This is a genomic window from Pseudoalteromonas sp. MIP2626, assembly GCF_013414205.1.
GTDB lineage: Bacteria > Pseudomonadota > Gammaproteobacteria > Enterobacterales > Alteromonadaceae > Pseudoalteromonas > Pseudoalteromonas nigrifaciens.
Genome location: NZ_JAATTW010000031.1, coordinates 27,325 through 41,913 on the forward strand (window position 1 = coordinate 27,325; position 14,589 = coordinate 41,913).

Here is a 14,589-nt window from a genome sequence, read left to right on the forward strand (position 1 = left end):
ATGACCCAAATTAACTGCCCCCAATGTAATACTGCTCTTACCTGTAATGTGACTGACATATCAGCATGTTGGTGCAACGAGTTACCCGCTATTTTACCGTTAGATCTTAACGCTACAAGCTGTTTATGCCGTAACTGTACGCTGGCTAAAATAAACACTTACTTACAAAACCTTTACTCGCAGCCGATTAAAATACAACTCGCGTTTGCTAAGCAATTTAAAAATAATGGAGAGCTGATTAAAGGGCTCGATTACACTATGCAAAACAGCTATATGGTATTTAGTAAGTGGTTTTTTTTAAAGCGTGGCACATGCTGTAAAAATGGCTGCAAAAATTGCCCGTACAAGTAATAGCGGTTAAAGAAGCTCGTTAAATAACAGTTTTTAATTTGGGGCTGGTAGTAAAGGAGTAAACAAGCGCGGTGTTTAGTTAACCCGTAGGCGAGTGGCTTGCCACCGCGCGCACAAGGTGCGAATGCTTTAAGTAATTATATATTCGTTGAACATATTGCGCCAGCAAGCTCAGCGCCTACTAGCAAAAGCCAAGCGCGGTGTTTGATTTGGTTTGTTTTTACTAATAACTCACCGCGGCTTTATCTACTCTTTATTTCTTTCCCCATTCACTCCACGAACCATCGTAAACACTTAAGTTAGCGTAACCGCACTCATCAGCAAATAACGCTAATATGCAGGCGGTTATACCCGCACCACATGTAAATTGTAGTTTTTCTGCATTACCGACTAGGGCTTTAAATTGCTGCTGTATTTCGTTAAGTGGCTTAGCCTCACCACTGCACAGTAATTCGCTATAAGGTAATGAAAGACTATTAGGAATATGGCCGCTGCGCATATCAGCACGGGGTTCAAGGTCTTCGCCTGTAAAGCGTTTGTGTGCTCGCGCATCGAGTAATACTATGGCCGGATCATCAATTGCGTTTTGTACCTGTTGCTTATTAATAAAGTAACCCGTTCTATAACGCGCAATAAAATTACCATTATGTTTTGCCTTGCTATAGCTTTGCTGTACCGGGTAGCCGCTCTCAAGCCATTTACTTAGCCCACCACTGAGCACTTTTACATTATCAAAGCCCATAGATTTTAGCATCCACCATGCCCTAGCTGCGCTAAACAAACCCTCATCTTCATAAATAACAATGTACGAATCGTGGTTAACGCCTGCCTTTTGCATCACTTGAGTAAATTGTTCTGCACTACACAAAGTATTAGGTAACGGGTTAGAACGATCTGCTAGTTCATTTTTAATATCAAAGCGCTGCGCGTTAGGCAGTACTGCTTTAGCAACGTAGTTACCAGTTAAACCCGGGCGCAGCATACCCGCGTCAAATAATATTAATGCAGGATCATTTAATTGCGTATAAAGCTGCTCATTGGTAATTATATTTTTCATTTATCTATCTCAAGGTTTGGCTGCTTTTTTAAAAGTGAACAGCTGAGCGCTGCCACTTTACAGCTCTTAAATCTTTATTATTTCACTGCGCAGTGGTGCCATTTTCGATATTATTTTATTTTGTACTGGATGGGGTATACTTTGCTCGTCCATCGCATTAATTAGCAGATCGACTACATGATTAAAATCTTTTTCATTAATATTCATGCCAGTATGAATAGCAACCATAGAGTCGCCTTTATACTCACACGGGCCGTTTGTTAGCGCGCATAAGTGGCTTATAAAGCCTTGGCGAAAATGAGTAATGTTACTGTGCTCAAAATAGTGAAACACTTGCCTGTCATTACCTATTTGATAAATAAAGCTATCCACTAGTTTTTCTATGCCGGCATTACCATTTATTTGCTGATACAAACTCTGTTTAGGCTTGCTGCTACAGCCAGCTAATACACTTGTAGCCAATAAAAATAGTATAAAAATTCTCATTACCAATATCCTGTCACCGATAAGTACCAACCGGTTTGATCGCTTGTTCCAGCTATACTGCCTAAATCTAAGTAGGCGGCGGTTACGCTTATATGTTTATTTGGCATCCAAGCTACAAACACATCTTTCCAATCTTGCTCGCCTAATCCTAGGTTATTTGTTTTTTGACGATACTCAACACCTAACGCGACTTTACGGCTTAAAAATATCGCTGTGCTTGCCTCAAATAACAATTTATTGCTGGCATTATTGCCGCCATAACCCAGTAAACCTAGTTGGTTGGCTTTGCTGTAACGGGTGGTCACGTTCCAAAACCAGTTGTATCCTGCAATAGCACCTAAGTGTAATTTACTTGCCGCTAAGTAAAAGTCGGTGCCGCTGGTGCTCTGTGCACCCACTAGCTTTGCAACCGTGCCATCGTCTAACGACTTATGCTGCATACCTAAACTTACTTGTGGCCAATTACTGTAAACAATGTCGCCATATAAACGAACTTTAGCACCAGTTATCGACTGCTCTATTTGCGTACTCAGCGCGGGTACATCAAACTCTTGCTGCGCATAGCTAAGCTCAACGCGATTAAACAAATTAAGCTGTGCGCCACATACATCTAACGTATAGTCGGTTACATCTGCACGGCTACAAAAACCATTAACCGAAACCTCATCCTCACTGGCATACCCAGCAAGTTGCGCCCACGGAACAAGGCCACCGCCACCAGCGCCCTCAACTTGAGACACCCCAGGAGTAGCTAATAATTTACCGCTACTCGCAGCAGTAATAAAACTGGCTGTGAGTAATACCCCTGCCATAAAACACTTAATGTACGCCATCGTATTCCTCTAACCACTGCTCTAATAGCTCAGCTTTTAATGGCCGACTTAAATAATAACCTTGTGCGTGATCGCATTGCATCTGCTTAAGTAATGTTAAGGTACCTGCTGTTTCTACCCCTTCGGCTACTACCGAAAACCCTAATTGATGCCCTAAAGTAATACTCGACTGCACAATAAATTGATCTTTTTGCGATTCATCAAGCTTTAAAATAAAGCACTTATCTAATTTAAGCTCATCAATTGGTAGCATTTTTAAACGCCCTAACGATGTTTGCCCTACGCCATAATCATCAAGCGATATTTTTACCCCAATAGCTTTTAAGTTTTCGAGGGCAATTATGCCTTTTTCTTCATTTTCGATCATATCGCGCTCGGTGAGCTCAATGGTGATCAACGCAGGGTTAACCTTATGCTTTTTTAAAGTACGTACTAATGACGAATGAAACCCCGCAAACGCAATATCTTGTGCTGATACATTGATAGCCGCTTGTAAATGTATGCCTTTTTGCTGCCAAGCGGCAACTTGTGCAATAACGGTATTAACCACCCAGGCGGTAAGCTCTACAATTAATCCCGACTGTTCGGCTAAATCAATAAACACCTCAGGCGACACCCAACTACCATCTTTACGTTGCCAGCGAATTAAGGACTCAACCTTATCAACCTTTTGTATTTTCATATTTAGTTTTGGCTGATAGGTCATAAATAACTGGCCGTCATCATCGCTTATAGCTTGCTTAAGCTCATCAAGCATAACTAAGCGCTCTAAATGCGCTTCGTCTTCGCCTTGTTGATAGTAATGAATATTTTGATGATGGCTGGTTGCGCTTTCTACTGCTATAAGTACTCGACGAATTAGATCCTCAGCTTGTTCACCGTGTAGCGGATATTGCACCACCCCCACACTAAAGCGTAAATTTATTTTTAAGTTTTGAATGGTGTAACCCGCTTGGAGCTGCGCCATTAAAGCAATAATGCCGCGTTTAAATTCGCTCACTGCCCCCGCCGGAAATACGGTTAAAAATTCATCACCACCAATACGCGCATGAAACCCACCCAACTCCTCTGAAAACTCACGAATACGATGTGCCACCGCTTTTAAGCACTTATCACCAATGCGTGGCCCCAACTTATCGTTTATATGTCGCAGGCCTTTAATATCGATAGCTACTAACGTGTGTGCAGTGCTTTTATTTAATTGTTTAGCTAGCATTTCTAGCATGGCCGAGCGGTTATAAAATCCGGTTAGCGCATCATGGCGAGCTTGGTAGCTAATTTGCTGTTCACGTTCATTTATATCGCTACCCATGTTATGAAAAGCATCCATAAGGGTAGCTATTTCACTGCTTTGTTTGCTGCCTTTAAATTCAAAATTATAATTACCCTTTGCAAATTGCTTAGCCACCACGGCCAATTGCGACAGTGGTGTAGTTAAATTATTTGCTAATAAACTACTGGTTACTACCCCAACAATTAAAGTAAGTATGGCAAGTATAATCAGCGTAATAAATAGCTGTTCAAAATCGCGATAGCTTTGGGTTAAATCGGCGCTGAGTAAAATTATTACCGGGTGCGCTTGCAGTGCAGGCAGCTCAATTTCACGATTTTTATACACTAAATAATCACCAAAAAAGCGCGACGTCGTTTTGCTATTAAAATAATTAACTGGTTGCAAGTTTGCTGGAGGGGCTACCAATGAGGTTTTTACTACACTGTCTGCGATCGCTATAAAGCTTACTTCCATACCGGTTAGGCTTTTAAGCTCTGAAGCTACATTACTGGTTACTTTAAAGCCTACTAAACTGTAAGCGATGGTGCGCGGGGTTTTAACTGGCAGTAAAATAACCTGATACAGTTGGCCATTTAATACCACAAAACTAGAGCGCTCTGCGTTAGTTAATAACTCGCTCATTAAAGGCTGCAGGTTATCGGTAAAGTTGTCCTCATCATCATTGGTTGATATTAACTGCCCCGACAAATCTAACAGCAGCATTAAATCGGCATTTATACGCTGGCTATGATTGTATAAAACACTGCTTATAGTAGCAGCGTCACGCGTGGCAACCGCTTGTTTAAAGCCAAAATCGGAGGTAAGTACTTTAGCGGCAGTTAATAGTAGGTTTTCTTTCGAGTTTAAATATTGTTTATAAACATTTTGTGCCACGCTTATGTCTTGATTGACTTTTTCTTCTTGAAACTTACTTGTAGACCACCAAAAGCTCAGCAAACTAACCACAGTGGTTAATAACACCAAGCCTACACATAAAATGGTTATACGGTTTCGCAAATTGTTAGTCATTACCGCCCTTAAACTGACTGCCAAAGGTGTTACGTGGTGCTGGCGAGGAAGTATTTATGGTTATAGGTAAAATAGCTTGTGGCTCTATATTCATCATTTTTTTATTTTCTAAAGGCGCAGTTTGCAACGCATGCCAAATACTTATTTGTAAAGGCTGCGTAGTAATAGGCAAACTTACAACTCCGTTTTTATCGGTTTTATAAACTTGCTCACTCTTAGCCACATAGATATAACCCACCATAGAATCATGAATATTACAGCCTAGTACCACAACACCTTGAGTGTCAAAAACAATTGGCTCTTTGGGTTGCCCTGAGTAGAGTTTTAATTGAAAAGATTTAGCGCTTGAAAACGAATACACGTTATGGCGAATATTATCGCTATTAGGAAAGTTAACTAATTGCCCTTGCTGCACAATAAGTAGCTCAGGTAAAAACTGCTTATTTACCTGATCTATTACCGCAACGGGGAGCTTTTTAACACTTGGATTTGTAGGCTTAAAAGCAGTGTTTGCTTGGCCTATTTCAACAACGGCATTAGGTAACACCATACCGTGTTGATCTTTTATTACTAAATCAATATTTGCGCTAATAGCAGCGTGGCTAAAAAGCACACTTAAAGCGAATAAATAACGTTTTTTTGCAAAAACTTGCAATGCTCGTTCAAACATAACCATACTCAAATATTAATTTTAAGTTCAGTTAATTAGAGACGAGCACCAATTGCAAGAAATATAGTTCAGTCACTAAAAATAAACATTTTAGCATTCATTTTTTAGCACTTTAGTCGTGTTATTTTATAATTAATCCATAATCGGCATCTAAAATAGCAATTACTTCTTGGCGCGGATCAGCAGGAATAACAATTTCTTTGCCTACAATTTTACTGGCAATGCCCACGTAGGTATTTGACACCTCAAGCATTACTGACTCAGGTAAAATATAATTTTTAGCTAGTTGCTCACGCTCATCCATGCGGTCTTTATTAAGTAGTACGTCGCTCTCTGGCACGTTATTAATTAACAGCTGACGAAAACCTTCCTTTGAGTTTTCAACAATTTTACCGTCGCGATAAGATGCCTCATCCCAAATACGCGATGAATCAGGCGTGCCTACTTCATCAATATAAATAAGCTGCTCTGCACCATTTATATCTTCTACATAGCCAAATTCAAACTTAGTATCTACAAATATTTGCCCAAGCTTAGCCAGCTCGCCACTTATTAGCTCAAAACCTTCCACTAATAATTTTTCGTATTGGGCTACATCATCACCTGTTCTAAAGTTAAATACGCTTAAGTTATTAGTAATATTGCTACGCGTTATATTTACATCATCAACTGGGGGAATATCTGCCACGCCAGTAATAATGCCTTTGGTAGAGGGAGTAATTAATACTTTATCGAGCTTTTGATTAGCTGTTAAACCTTCTGGTAAATTAATACCACAAAAGTCTCGTATGCCTTTAGCGTAGTCGCGCCACATGCTGCCAGTAATATATTGGCGGGCAATGGCTTCTACTTTTACCGTACTGGCTTTGCGTACAATCCAAACATACGGATGCGGAATATCAACAATGTGATTACCCGCAAGTCCTGCTTCATCAAATAACTTAAACCAATGCGCAGCCACCGAGTTTAACGCTATGCCTTTACCTGGCACGCCATTTAAGCCGTTTTCGCCTTGCCAAATACAATCAAAAGCTGAAATTCTGTCGGAAATAACCATAATTGCCAGCTCAGTATCGGCTGGTACTTTATAGCCCTTTTCGCTAATTAAACGTTTGCTGTCTGCGTCGGTTAGCCAATAAACCGAGCGTACTTTACCACTGTGTACGTCACCTTTGGTACGAATAGGTAAATCATCATTTACGTCTAAAACTTTATAGCTAGTCATGCTATCTCCGGGGTTAGGCATGCTCAAAGAGCAAAGTATGGGATTGGGGTTATAAGCCACACATAATAATCCAGAGTCATAAAAAGCTCAATCGCTTTGGCTAATGAGCCGGTTTTAGCTAGTGATTTACTATTTAGGTTTAAGGATTATTAAAGACTCCCGCATAACTGTTTATTTATGCGGTAAGTATTATCAAGTTGTTGTTCAATCAATTGAATAGTCTGTTTATTTACCTCAAATGTTTTAGCTGTGTCTTTAAAGCTAAAAACAATGTCTGCAATTTCAGAGATTATAATCTGAACTTGTTTCCAATTTGCATACCCAGCCGCAGAGGCTAACTTTTGAATTGCTTTTATTGGAGGGTTTTTCCCATATCCTGCAAACGAAGTTGCATGCTCATTAAACGGATGAGGACTAAAAGTAACATCGTAAAAAGGAGCTAGGTTCCACTCGCCAGAATCTTCTTGAAGAAATGCCCAGTTTTTTGAATGATCATCTTGATTACAACTAAACAAATTGAATATAGCTCGGCGAAACTGTAACTGCCCAGCAGCAGGAGACTTGCATAAAACACGACTAGCTTTAATTAAATCTTCATAATCTAATGTGGGTGCACGAAAGTCAGCATCCAATAAACCACATGCGCTGTGCATATGTTTACGGCCCATTTTATTGCTTGGTAATTTAAATCTATCAAATCGCTTTAATGCCAGCCATTGTTTTGCTCCAGTGCCTTCAGGTGCATTTACCAAAAGTCTTTCAGGTGGGCTTAATTTAGCTTTATCTGCTAACTCCAAATACACAGCTTCGCACAATCCTTCTTCATGGCCTAAAGACAAATTTTTGGATGTAAATTTTATCAGCCATGCATCATCACCAATTTTAGGCTGAGTTCTACATTCTTCTATATTATGTTCAGGAAAATATACTTGAGCTTTAGGACGTGCACCACCAGAGCTACCAGCTGCAACCAATGCCGAAAGTACTGTTTCTGTTTGCCTATCAAAAATGGCTTGAGCTTGTTGGCCTAATTCAGCTAGACCTGGCTCCTCTTCACTTGGAATATTATAATTAGTCTCTGGTGTAAAAGATAATGCCCCCATAGCAGAATGACCAACAAACGATAATCGGTCCATTGCAGTAATGAAGTTTGGCATTATATTATTTTGTCTAAAAACACGGTCCTGAAGTAATGATCCCCAACCATCAGGCAAACAATCAGAAAAAACTCCATGAAGCCCATTGTGTGGGCTTTTAGGTGCTAATTGCACATCCCTATTAAAGGACAATGAAAATGGTGAAAGGTTGCTATATTGATCTAAGTAGTTTTGATCAAATTGAAAATAAACACCCTGCCGATTTTGAGCAAGCACACCAACAAGTAATTCTGTGGAATCAGATAGCGTACGTTTAACTTCTAGTTTATTTATTGGCTTAAAGACCATTTTTCAAAACCTGCTCTATAGACGTTGGTGCATCTTTACTTTGAGGAAGATCTTTTGTTAAATCATATAAACGAGTTAAGTCGTCTAATGATTGCCACAAAAGTAATAGCTGCCTAAATGAAATGAGTCCCGTAACTTCAAATTTTTTTATTGTAGAAGCCGGTACGGTACTTTTCTTAGCTAAAGCTTCTCGAGACAATTTAGCTTTTTTTCGAAGCGCTTGTAAATGTGCTGCAAAAGCAAGTTGCACATCGCCTTCACTTAATAATAAATAATTGATAACTGTAGCCCTAAAAACACAATTAGACACCACCATACCCAAAAAAGACTAAAATAAAAGAAAAAAGACATCATAGCGTCCAATTATTTGTATTAAGTTAATATACTTCGATTCTCAAATGCAAATAATTCCTTAGCTATTGGGTTTATTAATATCACTGTATTGCTTTTCATTTACTCTCTTTCATACCCATTATATGAATGCTTATATTTTAAGCCATGCGTAAAGGGTTTGATTAGCTCAATGCTTGGCTAATATTAAGCTGGCCGCTGAAATATAACCACTGAACGCGCCCCTCCTTCCTTTCCCTTTTATTATCGCTTAACATCACAACTATAAATGTTTAACTATTAAGTTGTTATGATCACACTTTCTAAGCTGTTATTTAAATGGCATAAAAATGCAGTTAGCTCCACACTTAATATTAACCAGCTGAACATTAAGCAAGGCGAGCATGTGTTTTTACATGGACCAAGTGGCTGTGGTAAGTCTACTTTACTGGCGTTATTAGCGGGTATTAATACCGCCACCAGCGGTGAAGTAAGTATTTTAAATAAAAACTTAAACACCCTAAGTAATACTCAACGCGATGTGTTTAGAGCGGATCATATTGGTTATATTTTTCAAAATTTTAATTTACTCCCCTATTTAACGCCGCTGGAAAACGTAAGCTTGGGTTGTCAGTTTTCAAAGCAGCGCCAACAAAGGGCGCTACAGCAATCACACTGCTTAACCGCAGAGGCCGCAAGGTTGCTTAATGCCTTAGGGTTAGCGCAGCATTTACATCATCAAGATGTGGGTAAATTAAGTATTGGCCAGCAACAGCGTGTTGCTGCAGCACGCGCATTTATAGGCAGCCCAGAGTTAATTATTGCCGACGAGCCCACATCGGCGCTCGACACCAACAACCGTCAAAGCTTTATAAAACTGCTGTTTGAGCAAGCTAAGCACGCCAACAGTACTTTAGTCTTTGTTAGCCACGACGAAAGTTTGCAACCACTTTTTAATCGCAGCATCGATTTAGTTAATTTGCAGGCAGCATCATGATCTTAATTAAACTCGCCTATAAAAGCCTATTAAACCGTCGTAGCAGCGTGCTATTAACCTTACTTACTATCGCTATTAGCGTTATGTTACTGCTAAGCATTGAACGGGTACGCATAGACGCAAAAAGCAGTTTTAGTAATACTATTTCGGGCACCGATTTAATTGTCGGTGCGCGCACTGGCGATATTCAATTGCTGCTCTCGTCCGTATTTAGAATAGGCCACACTAACAATGGTGTGAGTTGGCAAAGTTATGAATACATAACCGGACAACGCGGCGTAAAGTGGAGCATTCCAATAAGCCTTGGCGACAGCCACAAAGGCCAAGCAGTATTAGGTACCACCCTTGATTACTTTAATTATTATCGGTTTGGCAAAAAGCAGCCACTGAGCTTTAAGCAAGGCCACGCATTTAACACGATTAACCAAGTAGTGCTGGGGAGTGAGGTAGCGAGTAAATTAAACTATAAACTGGGCGACAGCATTGTTATATCTCATGGTATGGGCAGCACTAGTTTTCATCATCATGATGACAACCCGTTTAAAGTGGTCGGTATTTTAAATGCCACCGGCACCCCTGTAGATAAAACGCTGCATATACCGCTGGCTGCTATCGATTTAATCCATGGTGGCCATAGTGCTGAGCATGACGAACATGAGCACGAGGAACATAGCAACTTAGTTGGCCACCCAAAACAAATTACTGCGTTTTTAATGGGCTTTAACTCACCACTTTACACGCTGCAAATTAGGCGCAATATAAACCAATATAAAAAAGAAGCACTGCTGGGTATTATGCCTACAGTTACACTAAAAGAGTTATGGGAAATGCTCGCCATTGTTGAAAAAATACTGCTGTTATTTTCTGTTGTGGTAGTCATTATTAGCTTGCTTGGCATGTTAACCACGCTCCTAGCTAATCTTAATCAGCGCCGTAGAGAGCTTGCCATATTACGCTCAGTAGGCGCTCGGCCATGGCAATTATTTACTCTCATTAGCATAGAGTCGCTGCTTACCACTTTACTCGGCTGCATAGTTGGGTGTGTATTATTTTATGCGCTGATGTTTTTTGGCGCAGGTTACTTACAAAGTCACGCTGGTATTAGCATTAACATTGCTATGCTCTCTTACTATGAACTCACACTTATAGGCGTTATTATGATTGCAGGATTTATTATTGGTTTAATTCCCGCAACTCGCGCTTACTTTTACTCACTCAGCGATGGCATGAGTATAAAAATATAACTAGGACAATCATGACGTTTTTAAAAACAACTTTTCAATACATCGCCTTGGTAAGCTTAATACTAACCAGCTTTGTTAGTAGTGCAAATCCACCCAAAGAAATTTTTTGGGAAGACCTAATTCCACAAGGTCATATGCAAATAAACACCCAAGCGCAAGCTAACCACGAAGGCAGTGAGCAAAACTGGGTTCAACCAGATCTAAACGCACCTGTAGTAAAAGCACTTGATGGTAAATCGGTAAGCCTACCGGGCTTTGTAGTACCACTTGAAGGCGACAGTGAAGTAATTACCGAATTTTTACTGGTTCCTTATTTTGGCGCCTGTATACACGTACCGCCGCCGCCGCCAAATCAAATAGTACATGTAACCATTAAAGGCGGTGTCCCCATCGACAGCCTATACGACGCCATAGTAGTGACTGGTGTAATTAGCACCCAAACATGGTCAGGCGAAATAGCCCAAGTAGGCTACACAATGAAAGCCGTAGGCGTAGCCCCGTTTGAGCTTTAAAACCGGAGGTTTCAGCGGGTAAGGTTCCCCCTCCACATCACGATCTCACCCTCTTTGTGAATTAATCACTTAAAAGCATTTTGCACAAAGAGGGTAGATGAGAATCTTTAGTACTATTCGCTGCCCTTCACTTCTGACACTTCCCACAAAACACAGTACTTCTTTGCCCTAACCTAACTTCTTGTAATTCGCTTTTACACACCAAGCAAGGTTGCCCTTTGCGACCGTACACTAAAAGTTGCTGAGCAAAGTAACCCGGTTTCCCATCGCTTTGGGCAAAATCTTTTAAGGTAGTACCACCTTGGGTTATTGCCGCGGCTAGCGTGTCTTTAATTATAGGAATAAGCGCTTCAAAACTTTTCAGCGATACTTTACCGGCTTCGCGGCGAGGATCTATTCCCGCTTTAAATAATGATTCGTTAGCGTAAATATTACCGACCCCTACGACAATAGCGTTATTCATTATAAATTGTTTTACCGGCACTTTTTTATTGCGTGATTGCTGATATACCTGTTTCGCAAAAAATTCGTCCGTAAGCGGCTCAGGCCCAAGCTTTGCCAATAACTTATGAACTGAGCCCGGCGCTTGCCATAGGCAACAACCAAAGCGGCGCGGATCGTTTAAGCGCAGCGCTTTACCGTTAGCAAAAATAAATTCTATATGATCGTGTTTTTTAAGTGGCTCGTTAGCACTTACTACGCGTAAATTTCCCGACATACCTAAATGCAAAATAGTAGAGCCTAACTCACAGTGTAATAACAAATATTTTGCGCGGCGCTCAACGCCCGTTACGGTTAAACCCGTTAGCTGATATACATCGTCTGGCACTGGCCAACGCATGCTGCCATTATGAATATTTACCTTAGTAACAACTTGATTTAAAACATGCGGGGTTATGCCCATGCGGCTTACTTCTACCTCTGGTAATTCAGGCATTTAATACACTCACTTTATTATAAAGATTATTGTTCGCTCGGGGTTGAACTAGGAAACAACTGTTTAACTACAGCTAAATCAAGCGCAAATACACGCTGGCTATTTTTTTCGAGTAGATAATACTGCCCATCGCCCTTGTAAAGCAAATACACCCAAGGTAAAGGTTCGCCCGCCAGTTCAAAGGTAGCTACCGAAAGTGGCGCATTAGGATTAAAAACAACTGACTCATGAACCGACATAAGCTGAGCACTTTGCCACACGTTAACCAGTTCACCTAGCTGCTGCTCCGTGCCTTGCCAAGTAAGCGGCACATCGATTTGTAATGCGGTTGTACGCCAGCTTGTGCCTATACGTTCAATTTTTTGATCAACAAAACTCAACGTTAATACAAAACTTTGTATTGGTAACACTGGTTGCAGTACCGGCTCGATATTATTACCACCAATATTTTTATGCCAACCATTTAAAAAGAAGATCATAATCAACATCGAAAAAATAATAACGTTGTTCCAACCTTTACGGCTTAATTGCATGCTCGATGTTCCTAATTAGTTCAATAGTTTAAAGTGTAACCAAAACTTAATTACACTGTCTATATGTTAAATCCACTATACTTTGTTAGAATACGCGCAAATTTTTAGGAGTTTCATCAATGTCAATGTATGTAGTGGGCCATAAAATCCCAGATTCAGATTCAATATGCGGCGCAATTGCACTCGCTTATTTAAAAAACCAAATTAATGAACCAGCCATTCCAACGCGTCTTGGTGAAATTTCACCAGAAACTCAATTTATTCTTGATAAATTTGGCTTCGAAGCGCCAGAGCTAAAGCTTAGCTACGCCGGCGAAGATGTGTATATTGTTGACCACACAGAAAAAACCCAAGCACCAGATGATATAGACCAAGCTCGCATAGTCGGCGTAGTAGATCACCATAAGCTTGGTGACCTAACCTCATCAGCACCACTAGAGTGTTGGATCCGCCCTGTAGGTTGTTCAAACACCATAATTAAAATGATGTACGATTTTTACAATGTAGAAATCCCTAAAAACATCGCCGGTATTATGATGTGCGCTATTTTAAGCGACACCGTTATTTTTAAATCGCCAACGTGCACTACTGCCGATATTAAATGTGTTGAAGCGCTAGCAGAAATAGCCGGTATTGACGATCCTAAAGAGCTCGGCATGGAGATGTTTCGCGTTAAATCGGCAGTTGCCGACACGCCTATACGCGACCTGGTTATGCGCGACTTTAAAGACTTTAACATGAACGGCAACCTAGTAGGTATAGGCCAGCTAGAAGTGATCGACCTTGCAGTATTTGACGATATTAAAGCTGATTTAGCGACCGATATCGCCAAGCTTAAAACTGAAGGTAACCGCCACTCAGTATTTTTACTGCTTACCGACATCATGAAAGAAGGCTCAGAAATGCTAATTGCATCAGACGACGCAAACCTAGTAGAGCAAGCTTATGGTGAAAAACCAGCAGACGGAAAAGTATGGCTAGACGGCGTACTGAGCCGTAAAAAGCAAGTAGTACCACCACTACAAGATGCTTTTCAAAAAGTATAATGTAAGCAGATACTAGAGGTCAGCAATCAGACTTCAAAAAAACACCGCGTTTAAATAAACGCGGTGTTTTTATTTAAAATCGTAGTAATCAAATGCTATAAAGTCACACTATCAACAAACATTACTCTAACCAGAAACCGACCGCCCCCTTAAAGTTCACCTCCAAGCCAAAAACAGCACTTTATCGCTGAAACTCACTCTTTATGCTATTTTTAATAAGCACAAGATAAATTCTTCAATGTCGGCTAACTTATACTAATTAAAACAACAAAATATGAGTGAGAAAAATAATAATGATAAATCGTGATAATAGCCCGGATGCAATTAAAGGAATGTGCATTTTATTGATGGTATTTGGTCACGTTTCATATATAGGTTCTTTTACAAGTAGTCTTTATACAGTGAAAGCCTTTATATACACGTTTCATATGCCATTATTTCTTATTTTATCGGGTTACTTTTTTAGTTTTAACGCTAATATTCAAAACAGTGCGCTAAAGATTTTAAAGAGAATTGCGTTACCCTACCTCATCTTTATTTTTTTGAGGATGTAACTAATTTTGTGTAACTGCCTATCATAATTTACTCTATCAAGAGTTTAAGGATTAGGCGATGAACATG

15 protein-coding genes are annotated in these 14,589 nt (G+C 40.1%); 5 read left to right on the forward strand and 10 right to left on the reverse strand.

The features are described 5' to 3' along the window. Positions 1-351, forward strand: a complete 351-nt coding sequence (locus HC000_RS12740; protein ID WP_179807842.1) for a cysteine-rich CWC family protein — start codon at positions 1-3, stop codon at positions 349-351. Between the two features lie 253 nt (positions 352-604). On the opposite strand, the gene HC000_RS12745 is transcribed toward HC000_RS12740, so the two are convergent. The 8 genes from HC000_RS12745 to HC000_RS12780 form a co-directional block, all read right to left on the reverse strand. Beyond that, entirely contained in the window at positions 605-1,408 is an 804-nt protein-coding gene (locus tag HC000_RS12745; RefSeq protein WP_179807843.1) for a sulfurtransferase, read from the reverse strand. Between the two features lie 66 nt (positions 1,409-1,474). Further along, a complete protein-coding gene (locus HC000_RS12750) occupies positions 1,475-1,894 on the reverse strand; it encodes a group 1 truncated hemoglobin (protein ID WP_179807844.1) in 420 nt (139 codons plus the stop codon). Further along, positions 1,894-2,727, reverse strand: coding sequence for a DUF3034 family protein (locus HC000_RS12755; protein ID WP_179807845.1), 834 nt, complete (start codon positions 2,725-2,727; stop codon positions 1,894-1,896). The genes HC000_RS12750 and HC000_RS12755 overlap by 1 nt, the downstream gene beginning before the upstream one ends. Further along, complete coding sequence (locus HC000_RS12760; protein ID WP_179807846.1) at positions 2,714-5,029, reverse strand: EAL domain-containing protein; 2,316 nt, start codon at positions 5,027-5,029, stop codon at positions 2,714-2,716. The genes HC000_RS12755 and HC000_RS12760 overlap by 14 nt, the downstream gene beginning before the upstream one ends. Then, the gene (locus HC000_RS12765; protein ID WP_179807847.1) at positions 5,022-5,699 is read right to left on the reverse strand and encodes a methylamine utilization protein; all 678 of its coding nucleotides are present in this window, start codon (positions 5,697-5,699) and stop codon (positions 5,022-5,024) included. The genes HC000_RS12760 and HC000_RS12765 overlap by 8 nt, the downstream gene beginning before the upstream one ends. Positions 5,700-5,820: 121 nt before the next feature. Next, positions 5,821-6,924: a phosphoribosylaminoimidazolesuccinocarboxamide synthase gene (locus tag HC000_RS12770; protein ID WP_179807848.1), complete on the reverse strand. Its 1,104-nt coding sequence runs from the start codon at positions 6,922-6,924 to the stop codon at positions 5,821-5,823. Positions 6,925-7,073: 149 nt separating this feature from the next. Continuing rightward, complete coding sequence (locus HC000_RS12775) at positions 7,074-8,369, reverse strand: type II toxin-antitoxin system HipA family toxin (RefSeq protein ID WP_179807849.1); 1,296 nt, start codon at positions 8,367-8,369, stop codon at positions 7,074-7,076. Then, positions 8,359-8,649 carry a helix-turn-helix transcriptional regulator gene (locus HC000_RS12780; protein ID WP_041454642.1) on the reverse strand — a complete coding sequence of 97 codons (291 nt, stop codon included), beginning with the start codon at positions 8,647-8,649 and terminating at the stop codon, positions 8,359-8,361. Before HC000_RS12780 ends, HC000_RS12775 begins: the two co-directional genes overlap by 11 nt. Before the next feature lie 360 nt (positions 8,650-9,009). Between HC000_RS12780 and HC000_RS12785 the strand changes: the two genes are divergently transcribed. The 3 genes from HC000_RS12785 to HC000_RS12795 are packed head-to-tail and all read left to right on the forward strand — an operon-like array spanning position 9,010 to position 11,452. Then, positions 9,010-9,696: an ABC transporter ATP-binding protein gene (locus tag HC000_RS12785; RefSeq protein ID WP_179807850.1), complete on the forward strand. Its 687-nt coding sequence runs from the start codon at positions 9,010-9,012 to the stop codon at positions 9,694-9,696. After that, positions 9,693-10,940 carry an ABC transporter permease gene (locus tag HC000_RS12790; RefSeq protein ID WP_179807851.1) on the forward strand — a complete coding sequence of 416 codons (1,248 nt, stop codon included), beginning with the start codon at positions 9,693-9,695 and terminating at the stop codon, positions 10,938-10,940. The genes HC000_RS12785 and HC000_RS12790 overlap by 4 nt, the downstream gene beginning before the upstream one ends. 11 nt (positions 10,941-10,951) lie before the next feature. Beyond that, entirely contained in the window at positions 10,952-11,452 is a 501-nt protein-coding gene (locus tag HC000_RS12795) for a DUF3299 domain-containing protein (RefSeq protein WP_011327159.1), read from the forward strand. Positions 11,453-11,579: 127 nt separating this feature from the next. Here the strand turns inward: HC000_RS12795 and mutM are convergent, their stop codons facing one another. Then, complete coding sequence (gene mutM / locus HC000_RS12800; protein ID WP_058372547.1) at positions 11,580-12,389, reverse strand: bifunctional DNA-formamidopyrimidine glycosylase/DNA-(apurinic or apyrimidinic site) lyase; 810 nt, start codon at positions 12,387-12,389, stop codon at positions 11,580-11,582. Between the two features lie 26 nt (positions 12,390-12,415). After that, on the reverse strand, positions 12,416-12,922 hold the full coding sequence (locus HC000_RS12805; protein ID WP_089367731.1) for a hypothetical protein: 507 nt from the start codon (positions 12,920-12,922) through the stop codon (positions 12,416-12,418). A 119-nt stretch (positions 12,923-13,041) separates the two neighbouring features. Between HC000_RS12805 and HC000_RS12810 the strand changes: the two genes are divergently transcribed. Next, positions 13,042-13,968, forward strand: coding sequence for a manganese-dependent inorganic pyrophosphatase (locus tag HC000_RS12810; protein WP_011327155.1), 927 nt, complete (start codon positions 13,042-13,044; stop codon positions 13,966-13,968). Positions 13,969-14,589: the final 621 nt, after the last annotated feature.